General features: G+C 74.5%; 28 protein-coding genes and 1 riboswitch. Of the genes, 14 read left to right on the forward strand and 14 right to left on the reverse strand.

The window, feature by feature from the left end; all coding sequences use genetic code 11:
• Positions 1-18 precede the first annotated feature (18 nt).
• Complete coding sequence (era, locus tag SM577_RS30235; RefSeq protein ID WP_474581868.1) at positions 19-915, forward strand: GTPase Era; 897 nt, start codon at positions 19-21, stop codon at positions 913-915.
• 206 nt (positions 916-1121) lie between these two features.
• A complete protein-coding gene (locus SM577_RS30240) occupies positions 1122-2309 on the forward strand; it encodes an acyltransferase family protein (RefSeq protein WP_474588578.1) in 1188 nt (395 codons plus the stop codon).
• Here SM577_RS30240 and SM577_RS30245 read toward each other — a convergent pair.
• Positions 2290-3066 carry a DUF4097 family beta strand repeat-containing protein gene (locus tag SM577_RS30245; protein ID WP_474581870.1) on the reverse strand — a complete coding sequence of 259 codons (777 nt, stop codon included), beginning with the start codon at positions 3064-3066 and terminating at the stop codon, positions 2290-2292. The genes SM577_RS30240 and SM577_RS30245 overlap by 20 nt on opposite strands.
• Before the next feature lie 101 nt (positions 3067-3167).
• Between SM577_RS30245 and recO the strand changes: the two genes are divergently transcribed.
• The 5 genes from recO to SM577_RS30270 all read left to right on the forward strand — a co-directional run bounded on the left by recO (position 3168) and on the right by SM577_RS30270 (position 6259).
• Positions 3168-3977, forward strand: a complete 810-nt coding sequence (recO, locus tag SM577_RS30250; protein WP_302918998.1) for a DNA repair protein RecO — start codon at positions 3168-3170, stop codon at positions 3975-3977.
• Between the two features lie 8 nt (positions 3978-3985).
• Positions 3986-4786 carry an isoprenyl transferase gene (locus tag SM577_RS30255; protein WP_302919646.1) on the forward strand — a complete coding sequence of 267 codons (801 nt, stop codon included), beginning with the start codon at positions 3986-3988 and terminating at the stop codon, positions 4784-4786.
• A gap of 70 nt (positions 4787-4856) precedes the next feature.
• Positions 4857-5042, forward strand: a complete 186-nt coding sequence (locus tag SM577_RS30260) for a hypothetical protein (protein ID WP_474588579.1) — start codon at positions 4857-4859, stop codon at positions 5040-5042.
• A gap of 231 nt (positions 5043-5273) precedes the next feature.
• The gene (locus SM577_RS30265) at positions 5274-5501 is read left to right on the forward strand and encodes a thioredoxin reductase (protein ID WP_302918996.1); all 228 of its coding nucleotides are present in this window, start codon (positions 5274-5276) and stop codon (positions 5499-5501) included.
• Positions 5498-6259, forward strand: coding sequence for a pirin family protein (locus SM577_RS30270; protein ID WP_474588580.1), 762 nt, complete (start codon positions 5498-5500; stop codon positions 6257-6259). The genes SM577_RS30265 and SM577_RS30270 overlap by 4 nt, the downstream gene beginning before the upstream one ends.
• Before the next feature lie 77 nt (positions 6260-6336).
• Here the strand turns inward: SM577_RS30270 and gndA are convergent, their stop codons facing one another.
• Both gndA and SM577_RS30280 read right to left on the reverse strand, forming a co-directional pair.
• On the reverse strand, positions 6337-7782 hold the full coding sequence (gndA, locus tag SM577_RS30275) for an NADP-dependent phosphogluconate dehydrogenase (RefSeq protein WP_474588581.1): 1446 nt from the start codon (positions 7780-7782) through the stop codon (positions 6337-6339).
• Positions 7783-7918: 136 nt separating this feature from the next.
• Positions 7919-8215 (reverse strand): MTH1187 family thiamine-binding protein, encoded by a 297-nt coding sequence (locus tag SM577_RS30280; protein ID WP_302918993.1) that lies wholly within the window; start codon positions 8213-8215, stop codon positions 7919-7921.
• A 297-nt stretch (positions 8216-8512) separates the two neighbouring features.
• Here SM577_RS30280 and SM577_RS30285 point away from each other — a divergent pair, with 297 nt between their 5' ends.
• The gene (locus SM577_RS30285; protein ID WP_302918992.1) at positions 8513-8755 is read left to right on the forward strand and encodes a hypothetical protein; all 243 of its coding nucleotides are present in this window, start codon (positions 8513-8515) and stop codon (positions 8753-8755) included.
• Between the two features lie 99 nt (positions 8756-8854).
• Here the strand turns inward: SM577_RS30285 and SM577_RS30290 are convergent, their stop codons facing one another.
• The 3 genes from SM577_RS30290 to SM577_RS30300 form a co-directional block, all read right to left on the reverse strand.
• Positions 8855-9655 (reverse strand): energy-coupling factor transporter transmembrane component T family protein, encoded by an 801-nt coding sequence (locus SM577_RS30290; RefSeq protein ID WP_302918991.1) that lies wholly within the window; start codon positions 9653-9655, stop codon positions 8855-8857.
• Positions 9652-11067 (reverse strand): ABC transporter ATP-binding protein, encoded by a 1416-nt coding sequence (locus tag SM577_RS30295; protein ID WP_474588582.1) that lies wholly within the window; start codon positions 11065-11067, stop codon positions 9652-9654. Before SM577_RS30295 ends, SM577_RS30290 begins: the two co-directional genes overlap by 4 nt.
• Before the next feature lie 120 nt (positions 11068-11187).
• A complete protein-coding gene (locus SM577_RS30300; RefSeq protein ID WP_474588583.1) occupies positions 11188-11778 on the reverse strand; it encodes an ECF transporter S component in 591 nt (196 codons plus the stop codon).
• Between the two features lie 71 nt (positions 11779-11849).
• Positions 11850-11955: riboswitch (TPP riboswitch) on the reverse strand.
• 78 nt (positions 11956-12033) lie between these two features.
• Between SM577_RS30300 and SM577_RS30305 the strand changes: the two genes are divergently transcribed.
• The 4 genes from SM577_RS30305 (at position 12034) to SM577_RS30320 (ending at position 16446) form a co-directional block, all read left to right on the forward strand.
• Positions 12034-12867, forward strand: a complete 834-nt coding sequence (locus tag SM577_RS30305; protein ID WP_474588584.1) for an alpha/beta fold hydrolase — start codon at positions 12034-12036, stop codon at positions 12865-12867.
• A gap of 39 nt (positions 12868-12906) precedes the next feature.
• Positions 12907-13656, forward strand: a complete 750-nt coding sequence (locus SM577_RS30310) for a sugar isomerase domain-containing protein (protein WP_302918987.1) — start codon at positions 12907-12909, stop codon at positions 13654-13656.
• Positions 13657-13789: 133 nt separating this feature from the next.
• Complete coding sequence (locus SM577_RS30315; protein WP_302918986.1) at positions 13790-14290, forward strand: DUF6328 family protein; 501 nt, start codon at positions 13790-13792, stop codon at positions 14288-14290.
• 134 nt (positions 14291-14424) lie between these two features.
• Positions 14425-16446 (forward strand): acyl-CoA dehydrogenase family protein, encoded by a 2022-nt coding sequence (locus tag SM577_RS30320; RefSeq protein ID WP_474581875.1) that lies wholly within the window; start codon positions 14425-14427, stop codon positions 16444-16446.
• A 186-nt stretch (positions 16447-16632) separates the two neighbouring features.
• On the opposite strand, the gene SM577_RS30325 is transcribed toward SM577_RS30320, so the two are convergent.
• The 8 genes from SM577_RS30325 to SM577_RS30360 all read right to left on the reverse strand — a co-directional run bounded on the left by SM577_RS30325 (position 16633) and on the right by SM577_RS30360 (position 21133).
• Positions 16633-16800 (reverse strand): hypothetical protein, encoded by a 168-nt coding sequence (locus tag SM577_RS30325; RefSeq protein WP_302918984.1) that lies wholly within the window; start codon positions 16798-16800, stop codon positions 16633-16635.
• A 9-nt stretch (positions 16801-16809) separates the two neighbouring features.
• Positions 16810-17415, reverse strand: a complete 606-nt coding sequence (locus SM577_RS30330) for a hypothetical protein (protein ID WP_302918983.1) — start codon at positions 17413-17415, stop codon at positions 16810-16812.
• Between the two features lie 75 nt (positions 17416-17490).
• Positions 17491-17886, reverse strand: coding sequence for a Fur family transcriptional regulator (locus tag SM577_RS30335; protein ID WP_302918982.1), 396 nt, complete (start codon positions 17884-17886; stop codon positions 17491-17493).
• Positions 17883-18182, reverse strand: coding sequence for an ArsR/SmtB family transcription factor (locus SM577_RS30340; RefSeq protein WP_302918981.1), 300 nt, complete (start codon positions 18180-18182; stop codon positions 17883-17885). Before SM577_RS30340 ends, SM577_RS30335 begins: the two co-directional genes overlap by 4 nt.
• 43 nt (positions 18183-18225) lie before the next feature.
• The gene (locus tag SM577_RS30345; RefSeq protein ID WP_302918980.1) at positions 18226-19092 is read right to left on the reverse strand and encodes a metal ABC transporter permease; all 867 of its coding nucleotides are present in this window, start codon (positions 19090-19092) and stop codon (positions 18226-18228) included.
• Positions 19093-19094: 2 nt separating this feature from the next.
• Complete coding sequence (locus SM577_RS30350; protein ID WP_302918979.1) at positions 19095-19856, reverse strand: metal ABC transporter ATP-binding protein; 762 nt, start codon at positions 19854-19856, stop codon at positions 19095-19097.
• A complete protein-coding gene (locus SM577_RS30355; protein ID WP_474588585.1) occupies positions 19853-20821 on the reverse strand; it encodes a metal ABC transporter solute-binding protein, Zn/Mn family in 969 nt (322 codons plus the stop codon). The genes SM577_RS30350 and SM577_RS30355 overlap by 4 nt, the downstream gene beginning before the upstream one ends.
• Positions 20822-20875: 54 nt before the next feature.
• Positions 20876-21133, reverse strand: a complete 258-nt coding sequence (locus SM577_RS30360; protein WP_302918977.1) for a hypothetical protein — start codon at positions 21131-21133, stop codon at positions 20876-20878.
• A 27-nt stretch (positions 21134-21160) separates the two neighbouring features.
• Between SM577_RS30360 and SM577_RS30365 the strand changes: the two genes are divergently transcribed.
• Together SM577_RS30365 and SM577_RS30370 are read left to right on the forward strand one after the other, a co-directional pair.
• Positions 21161-21502 carry an antibiotic biosynthesis monooxygenase family protein gene (locus SM577_RS30365; RefSeq protein WP_109899743.1) on the forward strand — a complete coding sequence of 114 codons (342 nt, stop codon included), beginning with the start codon at positions 21161-21163 and terminating at the stop codon, positions 21500-21502.
• 24 nt (positions 21503-21526) lie between these two features.
• Complete coding sequence (locus SM577_RS30370; protein ID WP_302918976.1) at positions 21527-22102, forward strand: hypothetical protein; 576 nt, start codon at positions 21527-21529, stop codon at positions 22100-22102.
• Positions 22103-22163 lie beyond the last annotated feature (61 nt).

Below are 22163 nucleotides of genomic sequence, written 5' to 3' on the forward strand. Positions count from 1 at the left end.
ACCGGGCGGGGCTGCCGCGTGAGCGACCTGGCCCAGCGGCCGTACCGGGCCGGATTCGCCTGCTTCGTCGGCCGGCCCAACGCCGGCAAGTCGACGCTGACCAACGCGATCGTCGGGCAGAAGATCGCGATCACCTCGAACAAGCCGCAGACCACCCGGCACGTGATCCGGGCCGTGCTGCACCGGCCCGACTCGCAGCTCGTGCTGGTCGACACCCCCGGCCTGCACCGCCCCCGGACGCTGCTCGGCGAGCGCCTCAACGACCTGGTCCGGCAGACCTGGAGCGAGGTCGACGTGATCGGGCTGTGCATCCCGGCCGACGAGCCGGTCGGCCGGGGCGACCGGTTCATCACCGGCGAGCTGGCCGGGCTGAAGGCCACCGTGCTGGCCGTGGTGACCAAGACCGACCTGGTGGACCGCAAGCGGCTCGCCGAGCAACTGCTCGCGGTCAGCGAGCTGGGCGAGTTCGCCGAGGTGGTGCCGGTCAGCGCGGTCTCCGGGCACCAGGTCGACACGCTGGTCGACGTGATGACCCGCTACCTGCCCGAGTCGCCCCAGCTCTACCCGGACGACATGCTCACCGACGACCCGGAGCAGGTGCTGGTCGCCGAGCTGATCCGGGAGGCCGCCCTGGAGGGCGTCCGCGACGAGCTGCCGCACTCGATCGCGGTGGTGGTCGAGGAGATGATCCCCGAGGGGCAGCTCACCAGGATCTACGCCGACGTCTACGTGGAGCGGCCCAGCCAGAAGGCGATCGTGATCGGCCACCGGGCCAGCCGGCTGAAGGAGGTCGGCACCACCGCCCGCCGGCAGATCGAGGAGCTGCTCGGCACCCGGGTCTACCTCGACCTGCACGTACGCGTGGCCAAGGACTGGCAGCGGGACCCGAAGCAACTGCGCAAGCTCGGCTTCTGACCGGCCCGGCCCGGACGGCGGCGGTCACCACGGACCGCCGCCGCGAGGGGCACGGTGGCGACCCCCCGGATGCCGCAGGGCGGAATGATCGGTATCGGTCGGGCATATGGGGATTTTCACGTTCGATCGGGGCCTCTGTCGTTTGGCGGGCCGGCGGCGCAGGGTAGGGGAGGAAGATCCCCCTGCCCCCGGACCCCTGCAGGCTGATGCGAAACCGATACCTGGACCTGCTCCGCTTCCTGGCCATCGTTCGAGTCGTCGTCTACCACGTCACCGGCTGGGCCACCCTGACCCTGGTCTTCCCGGCGATGTCGGTGATGTTCGCGCTCGCCGGTTCGCTGATGGCCGCCTCGCTGCACCGCTGGGGTCCGTCCGCCGTCGTCCGCCGGCTGCGCCGCCTGCTGCCGTCGCTCTGGGTGGTGGCCGCTGTCTTCGTACCGGCGATGCTGCTCACCGGGATGCCGCTGAGCCCGAAGGTGCTGCTCTGGCTCTTCCCGGTCGCCGACCCGCCGGCCAACGACTGGGGCGCCCTGGCGCTGAGCGTGATCTGGTACCTGCGCGACTACCTCTGGTTCGTGCTCGCCTCGCCGGTCGCGCTCTGGCTGTTCCGGCGCGCCCCGGTGCCCACCCTGCTCGCCCCGTACGCCCTGCTCGCCGCGGTGGAGTTCGGCCTCTACCCGACGGCGCCGGTGGTGTTGCGCGAGTTCGGCCTCTACTTCGGCGCCTGGCTGCTCGGCTTCGCCCACCAGGCCGGGATGCTGCGCCGGCTGGCCAACCGGGTGCTGCTGCCGGTCGCCCTGGCCCTCGCCGCGGCCGGCGGCGCCTGGATCGTCACCCACCCGGGCCCGCGGGGTTTCGACCTCAACGACAACCACCTCGGCAACGCCCTCTGGTCGGCCGCCTTCGTGCTCGTCCTGCTGGGCCGGGCGCCGGCCGGCGCGGCCTGGCTGGGCCGGTTCCCCCGGTTCGACCGGCTGGTGACCGTGTTCAACCGGCGGGCGTTGACCGTCTACCTGTGGCACATGCCGTTCGTGGTCGCGCTCACCCCGCTGGTCGACGTGGTCGGCTGGTCACACCAGGACCCGCTCGGCCTGGCCATCCGGGTCGCGCTGGTCTTCGCGCTGGTAGCGGTGGTGACCGCGCTGGTCGGCTGGGTGGAGGACGTGGCGGCCGGCCGCCGGCCGGAACTGGTCCCCGGCGGCCGCCGCCCCGCCCCGCCCCGCCCGGCCCGCCCCGGTGCGCGCGTCGGCGCGGCGCCCGGCGAGCCGGTGCCGTCCAGCCCGCCGCCCGCCGGCGCCGCGCACCTGCCCGTGCCGGTCAGCGGCCGGGCCCCGGTACCGGTGCCGCGCGGCGGCGAGGTCGAGACCGTCGAGCTCAGCGCTGGGCGACCGTGACGTTGCCGCTGCCGGTGCCCACGTCGATGACCAGTCGCGCGGTCGGGTCGTCGGGTACGGCGACCTGCACGTCGCCCGAGTCGGCCTGGGAGCGGACCCGGTAGGGGCCCGGGGGCACCACCAGGGTGACGTCGCCGCTGGAGGCGTGCACGCGGGCCGAGGCCGCGGTGCGCAGCTCCACCGTGACGTTGCCGGAGCTGGCCTCGGCGTCGACCTCGCCACCGAGCCGGCTGGCGGTGATGTCGCCCGAGGAGGCGCGCAGGGTGGTCGGGGCCGCCACGTCGGCGATGTCGATGTTGCCCGAGCCGGTCTCGGCGCGTACCGGACCGCTGGCGCCGCTGACCCGGATGTTGCCCGAGCCGAGCCGGAACTCCACCGGGCCGACCCGGCTCAGCTCGACGTCGCCGGAGCCGGTCTCGCCCTGGACCGCGACCCCCTCCGGGGCGGTGACCTCGTAGGAGACGCTGCACCGGTTTCCGCAGTCGGCGTCCAGCACCAGCTCGGCGCCCTTGATCTCGTACCGGGCGTCGGGCTGGCCGCCCTGGTAGCGCACCACCCGCTTGATCCGTACCTCGCCGGCCGGGCCGCTGGCCCGGACCACCACGTCGCCGGAGCCGGGCAGCACCCGGATGGTGGTGATCCGCGCCGCCTCGGTGTTGTCGTAGTCGAGGCGCCGGAAGGAGAGGTTGTCGCACCCGGCGAGGACGATGAGGGTGGCGGCCGCGGCGACAGCGGCGGTGGTTCGGTGCAGGGCCATGGCGAGCACGCTACGGCGGATACCCGGTGCCACACATCCGGGACGGCCGGCCGCGCACCCCGAACCGACCCTGATTTCCCACCCCGAGGGAGAATGACCCGATGGCCGGGTACCGCCGACAGCTCTACCGCGACGACGCGGTGGTCCTGCGCGTACAGAAGCTCGGCGAGTCCGACCGGATCATCACCCTGCTCACCCGCCGGCACGGCCGGCTGCGCGCGGTCGCCCGCGGCATCCGGCGCACCACCAGCAAGTTCGGCGCCCGGCTGGAGCCGTTCGGGCACGTCGACCTCCAGCTCGCCGGCGACCCGAAGGGCAACCAGGGCAGTTCGCTGCACACCGTGAGCCAGGTCGAGGGGATCGACCTCTACGGCAAGCGGTTCCTGGGCGACTACCCGCGCTACACGGCGGCCAGCGCGATCGCCGAGACGGCCGAGCGGCTCACCCCGGTGGAGCGGGAGCCCTCGCTGCGGCTGTTCCAGCTCACCCTCGGCGCGCTGCGCGCGCTCGCCGACGGCAGCCACGCCACCACCCTGGTGCTCGACGCCTACCTGCTGCGCGGGATGGCGCTGGCCGGCTGGGCGCCGGCGCTGACCGCCTGCGCGGTCTGCGGCACCCCGGGGCGGCACCGGGCCTTCTCGGTGCCGGCCGGGGGAGCGGTCTGCCCGGACTGCCGGCCCCCCGGCGCCGCCCACCCCGCCCCGGCCACCATCGACCTGATGTCCGCGCTGACCAGCGGCGACTGGCGGGTCGCCGACGCCACCGAGGCCGGTGTACGCCGGGAGTGCAGCGGTCTGGTCGCGGCGCACCTGCAGTGGCACCTGGAGCGCGCGCTACGCTCGCTGCCGCTGGTCGACCGGGGCGCCCCGGCGCCCGGCGCGGAAGGCGCGAGCAGGGAGAAGAGCGAGTGATCCGATCCATGAGGGCCGGCCGGCGCGAGCCGGTGCCGCCGACACCGCACCCGTCCGGCGCGCGGCCGCCGGCGCTGCCCCGGGAGGCGGTGCCCCGGCACGTCGCCGTGGTGATGGACGGCAACGGCCGGTGGGCCAAGGAGCGCGGGCTGCCCCGCACCAAGGGCCACGAGGCGGGCGAGTTCTCCCTCTTCGACACCATCGAGGGCGCCATCGAGCTGGGCATCCCCTACCTGTCGGCGTACGCCTTCTCCACCGAGAACTGGCGGCGCTCGCCGGAGGAGGTCCGCTTCCTGATGGGCTTCAACCGGGACGTCATCCGCCGCCGCCGCGACCAGCTGGTCGACCTGGGCGTCCGGGTGGTCTGGTCCGGCCGGGCCGGCCGGCTGTGGAAGAGCGTGATCTCCGAGTTGCAGACCGCCGAGGAGATGTCCCGCGGCAACTCCACGCTGACCCTCCAGTTCTGCGTCAACTACGGCGGGCAGGCCGAGATCGCCGACGCCGCCGCCGCGATCGCCCGGGACGCCGCGGCGGGCCGGCTCGACCCGTCGAAGGTCACCGAGAAGACGGTGGCGAAGTACCTCTACCACCCCGAGGTCCCCGAGGTGGACCTCTTCCTCCGCCCCTCCGGCGAGCAGCGGATCTCCAACTACCTGCTCTGGCAGACCGCGTACGCCGAGCTGGTCTTCCTCGACACGCTCTGGCCGGACTTCGACCGCCGGCACCTGTGGTACGCCTGCGAGCTGTACGCGCAGCGCGACCGGCGCTTCGGCGGCGCGCTGCCCAACCCGGTCGCACCGACCACCTGAGGCGCAGGCTTACCCGCCCGTCACGCCGGGTATCAATCCGGTCAGCAGTCACTGACGGAGGTGAACCCACATGATCCAGAAGCGCATTGCCCAGTGGGCGGTGATGGCGATCGCGGTGCCGCTCGCGGCGGCCGGCGTGCGCCGGCTGAGCCACACGCTGGAGACCCGGCGCGGCCCGTCCGGGGTCACCCGCATGCTCACCAAGGGCGCCGACCTGCTCCGCCCGCAGAAGGCCAAGCGTCGCCGCTTCTTCTGACCCGTCCGGCGCCCGCCTCCGGCGGCGTCGCCCGCCGCCCCGACCCGGCGGCGATCGGGCGGTTCCCGGTGTCCCGCGACGGTCACCCGACCGGGTGGCTCGCCCACCGCAACCGCCCGCTCGACCCCCGGGTCGGGGTTCGTGGTTTCCGGCGTGGGCGGGGGTGGCGGTGCCTAGGATCGGGGGCGGGGCAGGGGCAGGCCCCGACCGCGTCGAGCCTCGGGGGTGGGGATGCGGGATCTCCGGTACAAGATGATCATGGCGCTGAACGCCGCCGACCTCGGCGACCCGATCTGCGAGCAGGTGGCCGAGATCTGCGCCGAGATCGCCGAGCAGCACTGCGCCGAGTTCGGCCACACGCCCCGGCTGCGGTCGGGGGAGATCGCCGAACTGGCCACCGGGGAGCCGGCCCTGACCTGGGCCCCCGCGCCCACCGACACCGGGCAGCGTGCCTGGTGACACTCCCCGTCCCGGGGGTGGACGTCCGCCGGGCCGACGACCGCTTCGCCACCCGGATCTCCTGGCTCGACTCGAAGCACTCCTTCTCGTTCTCCCGGCACTACGACCCGGCCAACACCCACCACGGCCTGCTGCTGGTCAACAACGACGACGTGGTGCGGGCGGGCGCCGGCTTCGAGACCCACCCGCACGAGGACATGGAGATCGTCACCTGGGTGCTGCGCGGGTCACTGGTGCACCAGGACTCCACCGGGCACTCCGGGGTGATCTATCCCGGGCTGGCCCAGCGGATGAGCGCCGGCACCGGGATCCTGCACTCGGAGAAGAACGACGCCTGGCGGCTCGACGGCCGGGACCCGCACACCGACCCGGTCCACTTCGTACAGATGTGGGTGCTGCCCGACACCGAGGGCGTCGATCCCGGCTACGAGCAGCTGGAGATCGACGACCAGTTGCTGCGCGGCGGCCTGGTGCCGGTGGCCTCCGGCATGGACCGGTACGACGGGGCCTCGGCGATCCGGATCCGCAACCGGTACGCCACCCTGCACGCCGCCCGGCTCCAGCCCGGCGACGAGGTGGTCCTGCCGGACGCGCCCTTCGTGCACCTCTACGTGCCGGTCGGCGCGGTGACCCTGGAGGGCAGCGGCCCGCTCGGCACCGGCGACGCCGCCCGCCTCACCGCCACCGGCGGCCAGCGGGTCACCGCCACCGACCCCGCCGAGATCCTGGTCTGGGAGATGCACGCCACCATCGCCTGACCCCACCCGCCTGGCCCGCGATCCCGCACCCTCGGCCCCCGTGACGCGGCGGTGAACCCGGGCGATCACGGATCGGGTCAGGCCTCCAGTTCGGTGCGGTCGCCGGCCCAGCGGGTGTGGAAGGTGCCGTCGCGGTCGACGCGGTGGTAGGTGTGCGCGCCGAAGTTGTCCCGCAGCCCCTGGATCAGCGCGGCGGGCAGCCGCTCGGCGCGCAGCGCGTCGAAGTACGCCAGCGAGGAGGCGAACGCCGGCGCCGGCACCCCGGCCCGGGCCGACTCGGCCACCACCCGCCGCCAGCTCGGCACGCCGTCGTTGACGGTGTCCGCGAACCAGGGCGCGACCAGCAGCGTGGGCAGGTCCGGCTGCTCGTCGTACGCCTGCCGGATGCGGTCCAGGAAGCGGGCCCGGATGATGCAGCCGCCCCGCCAGATAGTCGCGGTGCCGCCCAGGTCGATGTCCCAGTCGTACTCCCGGCTGCCGGCGCGGATCTGGTCGAAGCCCTGCGCGTACGCGACGATCTTGCTGGCCAGCAGCGCCCGCCGGACGTCCTCGACGAACGCGTCCCGGTCGGTGACCTGCCACGTCTTGTCGCCCGCGGCCGGGAACGCCCGGCGGGCCGCCGCCCGCTGGTCGGCGTGCCCGGACAGCGACCGGGCGAAGGTCGCCTCGGCGATGCCGGTGATCGGGATGCCGAGGTCGAGGGCGCTCTGCACGGTCCACCGGCCGGTGCCCTTCTGCTCGGCCTGGTCCAGCACGACGTCGACGAACGCCCGCCCGGTGGCCGCGTCCCGGTGCGCCAGCACGTCGGCGGTGATCTCGATGAGGAAGGACTCCAGCTCGCCGGCGTTCCAGTCGCGGAAGATCTCCGCGAGCTCCGCCGGCTCCGCGCCCAGCCCGGCCCGCAACAGGTCGTACGCCTCGGCGATGAGCTGCATGTCGGCGTACTCGATGCCGTTGTGCACCATCTTCACGAAGTGCCCGGCGCCGTCCGGGCCGATGTGCCGGCAGCACGGCACCCCGTCCACCTGGGCCGCGATCTTCTCGAAGATCGGCCCGAGCTTGCGGTAGGACTCGGCGGAACCGCCGGGCATGATGCTCGGCCCGCGCAGCGCGCCCTCCTCGCCGCCGGAGACCCCGGTGCCGACGAAGTGCAGCCCGTGGCCGCGCAACGCCTCCTCCCGGCGCCGGGTGTCGGCGAAGTGCGCGTTGCCGCAGTCCACGATGATGTCGCCGGCGTCCAGCAGCGGGACCAGCTCGTCGATCACCGCGTCGGTGGGGCCGCCGGCCTTGACCATGACGATCACCGCACGGGGCCGCTCCAGCGCGGCGACGAAGCCGGCCATCGACTCGGCCGGCACGAACCTGCCCTCGTCGCCGTGCTCGGCGACCAGGCTGCGGGTGCGCTCCGGCGAGCGGTTGTGCACCGCCACGGTGAAGCCGTTGCGGGCCAGGTTGCGGGCCAGGTTCCGGCCCATCACCGCCAGCCCGGTCACCCCGATCTGCGCCGTCGCCTGCTCGGCCATCCGTCGTCACCTTCCGCCGTGGACACCTGCCGCTGCGACCGTATCGCGGCCCGGACGGCCAGCGCGCCGGACATCGACAGCGGGTGACCGCGACGTCGCGGCCGGTCGGTCTGGAGCGGGGCGACGCGGGGCCGGTTCAGCCCTCGGCGAGGCGGGCCTCGACGTGCGCCACCTTGGCGGTGAGCGCGTCGGTCACGCCGGGCCGGATGTCGGCCTTGAGCACCACGCTGACCCGGGGCGCCTGGGCGGCCACCGTGTCCACGGCCCGCTTCACCACCGCCATCACCTCGTCCCACTCGCCCTCGACGGTGGTGAACATGGCGTCGGTGCGGTTCGGCAGGCCGGACTCCCGGACCACCCGGACCGCCTCGGCGACCAGGTCGCCCACGGACTCGCCGACGCCGAGCGGGGTGACGGAGAACGCGATCAGCATGCCGCCGATGGTGCCAGTAATTCGGCTGCGCGGGTCGGGGTGGGGGGCTACTGTGTTCCCATGCGCAAGTGACGCCCCACCTCCGAGCCGGCCCGCCGCCCTGTGCCGCGGGTCCGCGTGCTCCCGGGCGTCCGCATTCCCCACCCGCCGCGTCGGCGGTGGTGTCCTCCGTGGTCGGTCCCGGCGAGCAGTCCCGAATCCGTACGACCGTCGCCCGACGGTCACCTGACGAGCCGGGTCGTCCCGTCGCCCGCGCCCAGCGCCGGCCGGAACGGTCCGCAGACAAGGAGGCACCGGATGCCCGCCAAGCGCAATCCGAAGAAGTCCCGCAGCGCCCTGCCCACGCCGTCGGTCGCGGACCTGACGCCGGTCAACCTCGACCAGGTGGCGATCGCGCCGGTGTCGCCGGCCGGTCCGGTGCTGCCGGCCACCCGGCCCACCGCCCCGAAGGCCGGTCCGCCGGTCCTCGGCGGCGGCAAGGCCGCCGGTCGCGGCCAGCGAGCCGGGCAGACCCGCCGGTACGCCTTCCGGCGCAGCTGACCGGCACCCCGGGTGGAGGTGCCGCTGCCCCGCCGGCAGTGGCCCCTCCACCCGGTACCGCCACCCACCGGCGGTGACCCTTCCACCCGGCGCGGCCGGTCAGCCGATCAGCGGGCGGAAGGTGCCGAGCAGCACGCTGACCGTCAGGGCCGCGCCGGCCACCGCCGCCGCCCCGGCGATCAGCAGCACGTCGGCGGCGCCGAACCGCTGCCGCCGGGCGACCGTGCGCGGCGTGTCCGCGTCGAAGCCCCGGGCGTCCATCGCCACCGCCAGCCGGGTGCCCCGCCGGATCGCCCCGACCAGCAGCGCGAAAGCGGTCGAGACGAAGAGCCGCAGCCTCGCCAGCGGGTTGCGTCCGGCGTCCACCCCGCGCGCCCGCCGGGCCAGGCTGATCATCTGCCACTCCTGGCCGAGCAGCGGCACCAGCCGGAACGCGGCCAGCGCCCCGATGGCGAACCGGGCCGGCGCCTTCGCGTTCTGGATCAGCGCGTCGGCCAGGTCGGTCGGGTCGGTGGTGGCGAAGACGATCACGCCGGGCAGCGCCACCGCGAACATCCGCAGCACCAGGCCGAGCGCGGTGAGCAGCACCCCGGAGGTGACCACCGCGGGACCGGCCTCCACCAGCACCCGGCCGGACCGCTCGGCGGCGAAGAGCACCAGGGTGACCAGGATGCCCACCGCACCGAGCAGCAGCGGCCAGGCCCGCCGGGCCAGCACCCGGAACCGGACCCCGAACAGCGGCAGCACGGCCAGTTCGGCGGCGACCGCGATGGCCGGCGCCACCGGGTCCAGGGTGGCGATCATGATGAACGAGAAGACCAGCGCCGCGGCCAGCTTGGCCACCGGGTTGCGCCGGGCCAGCGGGGCGTCCGGCGCGGCGACCGGCTCCAGCGTGATCACGGACGGCTCACGGTGAGGGTGCGGTCGGCCAGCGCGGCGACGAACTCCGGGTCGTGGGTCACCGTGACCACGCCGTGCCCGGCGTCACGCAGCTCGGCGAAGAGGTCCACCAGCTCCAGCCAGGTCCGCCGGTCCTGGCCGAAGGTGGGTTCGTCGCAGATCAGCAGCCGGGGCGCGGTGGCCAGCGCGGTCGCCACGCTCAGCCGCCGCGCCTCGCCGCCGGAGAGGGTGTACGGGTTGGCGCCGGCCAGCCGCTCCAGCCGCAGCCGGGCGAGCAGCGCGTCCACGGTGGCGCGTACCGCCGGCTCGGGCGAGCCGGTGCGGCGCGGACCCAGCGCCAGCTCGTCGAAGACCGTGCCGGTGACGAACTGGTGCTCGGGATCCTGGAAGACCGAGCCGATCCGGCGGGCCAGCGCCGGGGCCCGCCACCGGTGCGGGGGAGTGCGGGCGTCCGGGCCGGCCAGCGCCGGGCTCGCGGCCACCGTGCCGGCGCCGGGCCGGAGCAGCCCGCCGAGCAGCAGGGCCAGGGTCGACTTGCCGGCCCCGTTCGGGCCGAGCACGGCGAGCGCCTCGCCGGCGCGTACCGCCAGGTCGGTGGGGGCCAGCCGGGGCGGCAGGCCGAGCCGGTCGGCGGCGAGCAGCGGGTCGCCGGCCGGCGCGGTGGCGCGGCGCGGCGGCACCGGACGGCCCGGCACCCAGACCCCCTCGGCGGCGAGCGCGTCGCCGTGCGCGCCGAACACCGCCTCCGGGGTGCCGTCGGCTCGGACGCCGCCGCCGGGTTCCAGCACCACCACCCGGTCGACCAGCGGCAGCGCGTCGGCGACCCGGTGCTCGACCAGGATCAGCGTGGTGTCGGCGTCCACCGCCCCGGCGACCGCGTCGCGGACCAGCGCGGCGCCGGCCGGGTCGAGGTTGGCGGTGGGTTCGTCGAGCAGCAGCAGGCCGGGGCGCAGGGCGAGCACCCCGGCCAGGGCGAGGCGCTGCTGCTCGCCGCCGGAGAGCGCGGCGGTGGGCCGGTCCCGGTGGTACGGGAAGCCGACCCGGCGCAGCGCCTCGTCCACCCGGGGCCAGATCTCCCCGGCGGGCACCCCCCGGTTCTCCAGCCCGAACGCGACGTCGTCGCCGCTGCGGGCCATCACCAGTTGGCTCTCCGGGTCCTGGAAGACGATGCCGACCCGTTCCCGGCCCTTGCGCGGGTCGAGCCCGTCGATCTCGACGGTGCCCTCCTGCTCACCGGAGTCCTCGGGCAGCAGGCCGGCCAGCGCGGCGAGCAGCGTGCTCTTGCCGGCCCCCGAGGGCCCGAGCAGCAGCACCCGCTCCCCGCTCTCCACCCGCAGGTCCACCCCCCGCACCGCCCACGCCCGCCGCCCGGCGTGCCGCCACCCGAACCCCCGCACCAGCACGGAACTCACACCCCCACCCCCGCCCGGCCAGGGTTGACCATGAAGTTGCCACCACGACAGGCCGCTGCGGAGGGCAACAACTTCGTGATCGACGCGGTGGGGCGGGGGTGGGGGTGCATGGTGGGCGGGTCAGACCGGGGTGCGGTCGCGGGCGGCGGGGAAGCGGTCCAGGGCGCCGGTGCCGGCCAGGGCGCGGGTGAGGTACCAGCCGCCGGCGCCGGCGACGACCGCGGCGCTGACCACGGTCAGCAGCGCGTACGGGATCCGGTAGCTGCCCAGCGCGTAGTCGACGTTCCAGACGAAGAAGTCGAACAGCGCCGCGCCGAGGCCGGTCAGCGCGCCGGCGAGCAGCGCGGTCGGCAGCCGGAACGAGCGGTACCGGAAGGCGGCGAAGGCCAGCTCGGCGCCGAGGCCCTGGATCAGGCCCTGGACGATGGTGATGCCGCCCCACTCGGAGCCGAGCAGTGCGGAGATCGTCGCGGCGACCGCCTCGCAGAACAGCGCCGCGCCGGGCTTGCGGATGACCAGGCCGCCGAGCACCGCCGGCACCAGCCAGACGCCGTACATGACCGCCTGGCCGGCCGGGAAGAACGCGAACGCCGGGTCGACGGCCCGCCAGAGCAGGCCCCAGGCCCAGAAGATGACGCCGAAGGCGACCGCGATCACCGCGGCCACGACGATGTCGATGGTGCGCCACCGGTTGCTGGTGGGGTGAGTCATGAGTGCTCCCAGTCCTGAGTGCGAACCAGGAGAAGACGCACGCCGCGCCCGGTGTCCCGGACGGCGGCGCGGCTGGAGGTCGACCGAACTCCCTGCGCTGGCATTACCCAGATCAGGTTCGAGGGTCTGCGGGTGGTGCCCGCACTCTCAGCGCTGTGCGCTCCCCTGTCGGATGTGAAGTTGTCCCGGCAGACGCTAGCACCGCCGGCAGCGCCGGGACGAGTCGCCCGCGCCGGCCTGGGTAGGCTGCCGATCATGCGCATCGACGCCCGGCAGTTGCGGTTCGAGGTACGCGCCGGCGGTCCGGAGGACGGCGAGCCCGTGCTCCTGCTGCACGGCTTCCCGCAGCACGGCGGGGAGTGGGACGACGTGGTCCCCGCGCTGCACGCCGCCGGGCTGCGCACGTACGCGCCGGACCAGCGCGGTTACTCGCCCGGCGCGCGGCCGGAGGCGGTCGAGGCGTACCGGATGGCGGAGCTGGTCGCCGACGCGCTGGCCGTGCTGGACGCCCTCGGCGCGCGGACCGCGCACGTGGTCGGCCACGACTGGGGCGCGCTGGTCGGCTGGGAACTGGCCGTCCGGCACCCGGAGCGGGTGCGCACGCTGACCGCGGTCTCCGTGCCGCACCCGGCCGCCATGGCGTACGCGCTGGCCAACGACCCGCAGCAGAAGGTGCGCTCGGCGTACATCGTGCTGTTCCGGCAGCCCGGCAAGGCGGAGAAGGTGCTGCTCGGGTTGAACGCCACGGCGCTGCGCCGGATGCTCGGCGGGGTCGGCGACGCCGACCGGGTGGCGGCGTACGCCGAGCCGATGCGCGAGCCGGGCGCGCTCACCGCGGCGCTGAACTGGTACCGGGCGATGCCGTCGCGGTCGGAGCTGGCCGCCACCGGCCCGGTGACCGTGCCGACCACGTTCGTCTGGAGCGACCAGGACGTGGCGATCGGCCGGACCGCCGCCGAGGCGTGCGCCGCGCGGGTGACCGGGGACTACCGCTTCGTGGAACTGCCCGGGGTGAGCCACTGGATCCCGGACGAGGCGCCGGCGCCGCTGGCCGAGGCGATCCTGGCCCGGGTACGCGGACTGGCCTGACGCCGACGCGAGGTGCAGGCAGCGATGGACGGAGGAAGCATGACGGTGAGTGCCGAGGACTACCTGGCAGTGGTGACCGAGACGATGGGCCGGGTCGCCGCCAGCCAGCGCGAGGCGGTCGGTCGGGCGGCCGACCTGATCGCCGGGGCGGTGCGCGCGGACGGTGTGGTGCACGCCTTCGGCACCGGGCACTCGGAGGCGCTGGCGATGGAGATCGCCGGGCGGGCCGGCGGGCTGGTGCCGACCAACCGGATCGCCCTGCGGGACCTGGTGCTGCTCGGCGGCGAGCCGGTCGACCTGCTCGGCCCGACCCTGGAGCGGGACCCGTCGGTGGCGCACAAGCTCTACGACCTCGCCCCGGTCCGCCCCGGGGACGTCTTCGTGCTGGCCTCCAACTCGGGGGTCAACGGGGCGATGGTGGAGTTCGCGTCCCTGGTGAAGGAGAAGGGGCACGCCCTGGTGGCGATCACCTCGGCTCAGCACTCCGCGCAGATGACCTCGCGGCACCCGTCGGGGCGCAAGCTCGCCGACTTCGCCGACGTGGTGCTGGACAACGGCGCCCCGTACGGCGACGCCACCCTGCCGCTGCCCGGCGGCGGCGCGGTCGGTGCGGTCTCGTCGATCACCGCCGCGCTGCTGGCCCAGCAGATCACCGTCGAGGTGGTGGCCCGGCTGCTGGCGGCGGGGGAGCGCCCGCCGGTCTACCTGTCGGCCAACATCGCCGGCGGCGACGAGCACAACCACGAGCTGGAGGCCCGGTACGCCGGCCGGATCCGCCGCGGGGCGTGAGCCGGGAGGCCCCGGCGCGGTGCCGTGCGGCGCCGGTTGTGAGCCGGTTTCGTGACGCGTGCGGTGGGGCATCAGCGTTGCTGCCGGCGGGCTGGACCCCGCCGGCAGTAGCGTCTCACCGGAGGTGGCCCCCGTGTCGAAGGAAACCGAGCGGCAGCGCTGGCAGCGCAACTTCGCCGACCTGCTCCAGGAGTTGCGGGTCGCCCAGACCGGTGTGCAGATCCTCTTCGCCTTCCTGCTCACCCTGCCGTTCAGCAACGGTTTCACCAGCACCAGCGGCTTCCAGAAGGACGTCTACATCGTCTCGCTGCTGGCGGCGGCGGCCGCGACCGCGATGATCATCTCGCCGGTGGCGTTCCACCGGGCGCTGTTCCGCCAGGGGCGCAAGCCGGAGCTGGTCCGGTTCGCCCACCGGATGGCCAGTGCCGGCCTCGCCTTCATGCTGATCTCGATGGTCAGCGCGGTGCTGCTGATCACCGACTTCGTGCTGGACCGGAGCATCGCCCTGGTGCTCAGCGGCGTCACCGGCCTGTGGTTCCTCACCTTCTGGGTGATCCTGCCGTTCGCCCGGCGCAACTGGGGCGAAGACATCGACGACGAGGAGGACGACCCGCGGAGCATCCCCGGCGACTGAGCCGGGTGGCTCGGCACCGACCGCGTCGAGAAAACTCGATCTTTACGTAACGCTACCCCTGGGTAACACCCGGGGGTAGCGTTGCGTGTGTCGAGCACGTTGACGCAGCCGGACCGAGGTTCGAGGGGGCAACCGTGACCACGACGCAGAACAGCCGATCCGCGCCCGACGGCGCCGGCCCCGACCAGCCCACCCCCGCCGACGGCGTGACCACACCCGGCGTCGCCGGGCCACTGCCGACCGAGGCGGGTCAGGTCTCCGAAAAGGAGGCCCGCCAGGTCGCCGAGGCGGCCCGGGAGTCCACCTGGGACCGTCCCAGCTTCGGCAAGGAACTCTTCCTCGGCCGGTTCCGGCTCGACCTGATCAACCCCTGGCCCCGCTCGGACCCGGCCGACGCCGAGCGGGCCGAGGAGTTCCTCGGCCGGCTCCGCGGGTTCCTCACCACCGAGGTGGACGGCGCCGCGATCGAGCGCGACGCGTCCATTCCCGACGAGGTCTTCCATGGCCTGGCCCGGCTCGGCGCGTTCGGCATGAAGATCGACCGGAAGTACGGCGGGCTGGGGCTGAGCAACCTGCACTACTGCCGCGCCCTGATGCTGGCCGGCTCGGTGAGCCCGGCGATCGGCGCGCTGCTCTCGGCGCACCAGTCCATCGGGGTGCCGCAGCCGCTGAAGATGTTCGGCACCGACGAGCAGAAGCAGCGCTTCCTGCCCCGGCTGGCCGCCGGCGAGGTCTCCGCCTTCCTGCTCACCGAGCCGGACGTCGGCTCCGACCCGGCCCGGCTGGCCACCACCGCCGAGCCGACCGAGGACGGCACCGGCTACCGGCTCAACGGCGTCAAGCTGTGGGCCACCAACGGCACCGTCGCCACCCTGCTCGTGGTGATGGCCCGGGTGCCGGCCGCCGAGGGGCGCCGCGGCGGCATCACCGCCTTCGTGGTCGAGGGCGACAGCGAGGGCATCACCATCGAACGGCGCAACGCCTTCCTCGGCCTGCGCGGCCTGGAGAACAGCGTCACCCGGTTCCACGACGTCTTCGTGCCCAAGGAGAACGTGATCGGCGGCGAGGGCAAGGGGCTGAAGATCGCCCTGACCACCCTCAACACCGGCCGGCTGTCGCTGCCGGCGATGTGCGTCGGGGCCGGCAAGTGGGCGCTGCACGTGGCCCGGGGCTGGGCCGCCGAGCGGGTGCAGTGGGGCCGGCCGGTCGGTGAGCACGAGGCGGTCGCCCAGAAGCTCTCCTTCATCGCCGCCACCACGTACGGCATGGAGACGATGCTCGACCTGTGCTGCCTGCTGGCCGACGACGACCGCAACGACATCCGGATCGAGGCGGCGCTGGTCAAGCTCTACGCCAGCGAGATGGCCTGGCGGATCGCCGACGACCTGATCCAGATCCGGGGTGGTCGCGGCTACGAGACGGCCGAGTCGCTGGCGGCCCGGGGCGAGCGCCCGGCCGCGGTCGAGCAACTGCTGCGCGACCTGCGGATCAACCGGATCTTCGAGGGCTCGACCGAGATCATGCACCTGCTGATCGCCCGGGAGGCGGTCGACGCGCACCTCTCCGTCGCCGGGGACATCATCGACCCGGACGCCGGGCTCGGCCGCAAGGCGCGGGCCGGTGCCCGGGCCGGGGCCTTCTACGCGAAGTGGCTGCCCACCCTCGCCGTCGGCCGGGGCCAGACCCCCGGCGCGTACGCCGAGTTCGGGCCGCTCGCCAGGCACCTGCGGCAGGTGGAGCGCTACTCCCGCAAGCTGGCCCGCTCGACGTTCTACGCGATGTCCCGCTGGCAGGGCCGGATGGAACGCAAGCAGGCGTTCCTCGGCCGCGTGGTGGACATCGGCGCCGAACTGTTCGCGATGTCCGCGGTCTGCGTCCGGGCGTACGCCGAGCGGGACAGCCGGCCGGAGAACGTGGAGTTGGCCGACCTGTTCTGCCGGCAGGCCCGGGTCCGGGTCGACGCGCTCTTCACCGCGCTGTGGGACAACACCGACTCGGTCGACACGGCCGCCGCGAAGCGGATCCTCGACGGGCGCTACGCCGACCTGGAGTCCGGCGTCATCACCCCGGCCGACGACCTGCCCTGGGTGGCCCGCTGGTCGCCCGGCCCGTCCACCGCCACCGACGTCCGCCGCCGGGTACCGCCACCGCGCTGACCGTCGGCTGACCGCCCCGCCCCAGCCCGCGCCCCGGCCGCCCGCGTCGAGGCGCGGGCCTCGGCCGTCCGCGCCGGGTGCCTCGGTTGTCCGCGCCGGGGCGGGTGCTCGGCCTTCCGCGCCGAGGCGCGTGTTCGGCTGTCCGGCGCCGGGGCGTGCCGGCGCCGCCTCAGCCGGCTGCCGGGGTCAGCGGGCGATGGCCCAGGCCAGGACCGCCGCGAGGATCAGCCCGTTCAGCGCGGCCAGCCCCAGGTACGCCTGCGGCGGGATCTTGCGACCCTTGCGGACGAAGTTGACCAGGACGGCGGCGTAGACGAGCAGCAGGACGGCGATGACGACCAGGAAGTAGAACACCCGACGACCTTAGCGGCCCCCGCGCAGGCCGAGTTGGCGCAGTTCCAGTGCGGCCAGCGCGTCGACCGTGGCGTCGTCGCCGCGCCGCCACGCCTCGGCCACGTCCGGCGCGATCCGGGTCAGCCGGCCCAGCGGTTGGGTGGCCAGCGCGCGCAGGGCCAGCAGGTCCCGGCCGGCCGGGGCGGCGGCCAGCTTCGCGGCGGATCCGGCGCGGCGCATCCAGCGCACCCGCAGCGGCAGCCAGCCGAAGAGCACCAGGCCGAGCGGGAAGACGAGCACCGCGACGGCCAGGGCCAGAGCCAGCTGGTCGACCAGCTCCTGCTGGTCCCGGCCGGCCTCGGCCAGCGACCGGGCGGCCCCGGCGGCCCGCTCGAACGGCGCGGTCAGTTCGTCACCGACCAGCGGCACCCGGCCGACCTTGCCGCCCGCCTCGGCCAGGTTGTCGGCCAGCCCGCCGCCGGCCCCCTCCAGCTTCTGCCCGGGTACGGCGAGCTTCTGCACCAGGTCGTGCAGCCAGAGCGCGCCGCGGACGGCGGCGTACACCCAGGCGACGACGAGCAGGTCGGTGATCAGCTGTCGGACGGCGGTGGGGAAGCGATCAGCGTAGATCTTCACGCCGGACAGCGTGCCACGGCCGGCCGCCGGCGGCATCCCGCCGGGGCCGCCCGGGAAGGGGTGGCCCCGGCGGCGTCAGCGGGCGCAGTCCGGGCAGGTGCCGAAGATCTCCAGGGTGTGGCTGACGTCGGCGTAGCCGTGCTGGGCGGCCACCCGCTCGGCCCAGGTCTCCACCGCCGGGCCGGCCACCTCGACCGTCCGGCCGCAGGCCCGGCAGACCAGGTGGTGGTGGTGCCCCTCGCTGCACCGGCGGTAGAGGTGCTCGCCGCCGGGCGGCCGCATCACGTCGATCTCGCCCGCGTCGGCCAGCCCCTGCAACGTCCGGTAGACAGTGGTCAGCCCGACCCGCTCGCCGCGCTGGCGCAGCATGGCGTGCAGGTCCTGGGCGCTGTGGAAGCCCTCCACCTCGGCCAGCAGGGCGCTCACCGCCGAGCGTTGACGGGTGTTGCGGACCGCGGCGCCGCTGCTCATGATCCCTCCCCGGCGTGACTGACCGCGTCGGCCACGATGTGCGCGACGTGCTCGTCCACCAGCGTGTACGCGATTTCCCGGCCCCGGCGGGAGCCGCGCACCACGCCCGCGCCGCGCAGCACCCGCAGGTGCTGGGAGACCAGCGGCTGCGCGACGCCGAGCTGCTCCACCAGCTCGTGCACGCAGCGCTCGCCCCCGGCGAGTTCGCTGACGATGGCCAGCCGGATCGGCGCCGACAGGGCACGCAGCAACTCGCTCGCGCCCTCGTACGCGTCGTAGCCTGACCCGCTGCTCACCGGATAACGGTAACCAATCCCGCCGACGGGGTGCCGCACCGGCTCAGTGGAGCACCACCTCGTGCGGCTCGGGGGCGGGCTCGGGCGCCGGGGTGCTCCGCCGGCGCAGCGCCCGCCACGCCGCCCCGGCCCCGGCGACCACGGCGAACGAGGCGATCGCCAGCAGCACCACCGAGGCGCCGGGGGCGGTGTCGGCGGTGGCGGCCACCCAGACGCCCGCGCCGGCGGCGAACAGGCCGAGCGCCATCGCCGCCGTCATGGTGCTGCGGAAGCCCCGGGTGACCTGCTGCGCCGTGGCCACCGGCACGACCATCAACGCGCTGATCAGCAGTACGCCGACCGCCCGCATGGCGATGGTCACCGTCACCGCGGTGGTGACCGCGATCAGCAGGTTGAGGGTCCGCACGGGCAGGCCGGAGACCCGGGCGTACTCCTCGTCGTGGCTGACCGCGAAGAGCGCCGGGCGCAGCGCCAGCATGGTGACCAGGATGGCGACGCCCAGCACCGCGATGGTGGTCAGGTCGGCGGGGGAGATGGTGGTCAGCGACCCGAACAGGTAGGCGTTGAGGTTGGCGCTGGTGCTGTCGGAGAGGCCGACCAGCATCACGCCGCCGGCGATTCCGCCGTAGAAGAGCAGCGCCAGGGCCAGGTCGCCGGAGGTGCGCCCACGGGAGCGGACCACCTCGATGGTGACCGCGCCGATGGTCGCCGCGATCACCGCGACGAGCACCGGGGACCGGTTGAGCAGCAGGCCGGCGCCGACGCCGGTGAGCGCCACGTGCCCCACCCCGTCGCCGATCAGCGCCAGCCGGCGCTGCACCAGGTAGATGCCGAGCGCCGGGGCGGCCAGCCCGATGACCAGCGCGCCGATCAGGGCACGCTGCATGTAGGGGTACTGGAAGAGTTCCATGGTCAGCTGCTCCAGAGCCCGGCGGGCTCGTCGGGACCGTGCGGATGCACGTGGTCGTGGTCGGGCTCGGCGTGGTGGCCGGCCGGCTCGGGCACCGCCCCGTCGTGGCAGATGCCGCCCTCGTGCACCACGACCGCGCGGCTGATCAACGGGCGCAGCGGGCCGAGTTCGTGCGCCACCAGCAGCACCGTCCCGCCGCCGGCGACGAAGTCGCGCAGCGCCTCGGCGAACGCCTCCTGGCTGTGCGCGTCCACGCCGGCGGTGGGCTCGTCGAGCACCAGCAGCTCGGGCCGGCCGGCCAGCGCCCGGGCGATCAGGGTGCGCTGCTGCTGCCCGCCGGAGAGGGTGGCGACCGGGTCCCTGGCCCGGTCGGCGAGCCCCACCGCGGCCAGCGCCGCGTCGACGGCGGCCCGGTCGGCAGCGCCGGGCGGGCGCAACACCCCGCGCCGGGCGAGCCGGCCGGAGGCCACCACCTCGCGCACCGTGGCCGGTACGCCGCCACCGGCGCCGAGGCGCTGCGGGACGTAGCCGATCCGGTGCCACTGGCGGAACCGCCGCAGCGGGCGGCCGAAGAGGGTGACCGATCCGGCGCCGAGCGGGACCAGCCCGAGTACGGCGCGGATCAGCGTGGACTTGCCGGAGCCGTTGGCGCCGAGCACGGCGACCACCTCGCCGGCGGTCACGGTCAGCGAGACGTCCCGCAGCACGGGGCGGCCGTCGTAGCCGACCACCCCGTGCGTGACGGAGATGACAGGTGCGCTCACGAGCAGCTCAACGCCGTCCGGAGGGTCTCCAGGTTGGTACGCATCACCGAAAGGTAGTCCCCGCCGTTGTCGGCCGACAGGCCTTCCAGCGGGTCCAGCACGGCGGTGCGGGCGCCGACCTCGGCGGCGATGGTCTCGGCCACCTTCGGGCTGACCAGCGTCTCGAAGAAGATGGTGGTGGCGCCGTGCTCGCGGGCCTCCTCGGCCACCTCGGCCAGCCGCTGCGGGGCGGGCTCGACCTCCGGGCTGAGCCCGGTGAGGCCGATCTGCTCCAGCCGGTAGCGCTCGGCCAGGTAGCCGAAGGCGGTGTGGCTGACCACGATCTCCCGGCGCTGGCAGGTCTTCAGCCCCTCGGTGTACTCGGCGTCCAGCTTCTCCAGCTCGGCGCGGAGCGCCGCGGCCCGGGCGGTGTAGTCGGCGGCCCGGTCCGGGTCGGCCTGGCCGAACCGCTCGGCGAGCCGGTCGGCCACGGTGGCCAGCCGGGTCGGGTCGAGCCAGAGGTGCGGGTCCTTGCCGCCGGCCTCGTCGGCGTGCCCGGCCTCCTCGCCCTCGCCCTCGCCCTCGCCTTCGTGCTCGTGCCCGCCGGCGCTGGCGTCCAGCAGCGGCTGCACGGTGGTCACGTCGAAGGAGCGGTCGGCGGCGTTCTGGGCGACCGCCTCGTCCACGGCCGGCTGGAAGCCCTTGAGGTAGACCACCAGCTCCGCCTCGGTGACCTGGCCCACCTGGCGCGGGTTGAGTTCCAGGTCGTGCGGCTCGGCGCCCGGTTTGACCAGGTTGCTGACGGTGACCGCGTCCCCGCCCACCCGCTCGGCGACGAACTGCAACGGGTAGAAGGCGGCCACCACGTCGACCCGCTGCGGGTCGGCGCCGGCCGCGCCGTCGTCGGAGCAGGCGGCCACGCCGCCGAGAGCGAGCAGGGCGGCGGTGGCGGTGGCCAGGACGCGCGGAGCGGTGCGGATGTTCATGACGTCAACTGTCCGCGCGAACGATAATGATTGTCAAAAACGCATGATTGCATGTCAGAGCAGCTTCACCAGACCCGCGGTGACCAGCAGGGTGAGCACCAGCAGCCGGATCACCCGGGTCTGCGGGGTCTGCACCGGCCAGGTGGTGACCAGCAGCGCGGCCAGCCCGGCGGCCAGCAGCAGGGTGAGCAGCCCGCCCGGCACACCCGGGGTGAAGAAGGCCACCAGCACCAGCACCAGCGTGACCAGGAACACCGTCGTCGGGTTCGCCCGGGCCAGTCGGCCCGGCAGGGAGCTCTGCGTACGCTGCATCCCACAGACTCTACGAGGAGGTGGCCGGTGCTGGTGACCAACCGGTTCGTGGTCGAGGTCGATGTCGCGGAGGCGTTCACCGAGCGGGCGCACGCCGCCCTCGCGGCGCTCGCCGCCCGACCCGGCTACCTGCGCGGCCAGTTGGTCCGGGCGCTGGACGACCCGCGGCACTGGTGCCTGGTCACCGAGTGGGAGTCGGTGGGCACCTACCGGCGCGCCCTGGGCGGCTTCGACGTCAAGGTCACCGCCGTCCCGCTGCTCGCCGAGAGCCTGGACGAGCCGTCCGCGTACGAGGCGCTGGCCACCGCCGCACCGGGCGGCGAGGTGGTGGTGGCGGCGAGCGATCGGGCCGCTGGTCCTTACCGCTGAGCCGGTGGGCACTACCCTGCTCCTATGACCGCTCCCGGACCGGCAGCCCCCTCGCCGTACCCGCAGCTGCCCGGCCACGGGGGTGCGCAGCCGCCCGCGGTGCCCGGTCCGCCGGCGGAGCCGGGCGCTCCCACGCCGCCGCAGGGGCCCGGGGTGGCCCCGCCGTTCGCGGCGCCGCCGACCGAGGGCCGGCGCACCCGGCTCTGGCTCGGCCTCGGCGCCGGGGCGCTGGCGGTGCTGATCTGCTGCGGCGGTGGCGGCGCGGCGGTGGTCGGGCTGGCGGTCAGCGGGGTGCAGGCGATCGAGGAGCAGGGCCGCACCGTCTCCACCGACTACTACCAGGCGCTCGTCGAGCGGAAGTTCGGCGCGGCGTACGACCAGCTCTGCGACGACGCCCAGCGGCGCGAGTCGCGGCGGGAGTTCGAGCGGCGGGTGGCCGCCGAGCCGCAGGTCGCCGCCTACCGGGTCGGCGAGGTCGACACCACCAGCCTGACCGTGCCGGTCGACGTGACCTTCAGCGGCGGCCGGCAGGAGCGCCAGCAGGTGATCCTCGGGCAGGACCAGCAGACCGGTGGCCTGGAGGTGTGCGGGGTCAACTGACCCGCCCCCGGTATTCTCCTGGGCTCGGGACCCTGCTGGCCGTACCGTTGTCCCGAACTGT

Source organism: Micromonospora desertarenae (assembly GCF_056150265.1).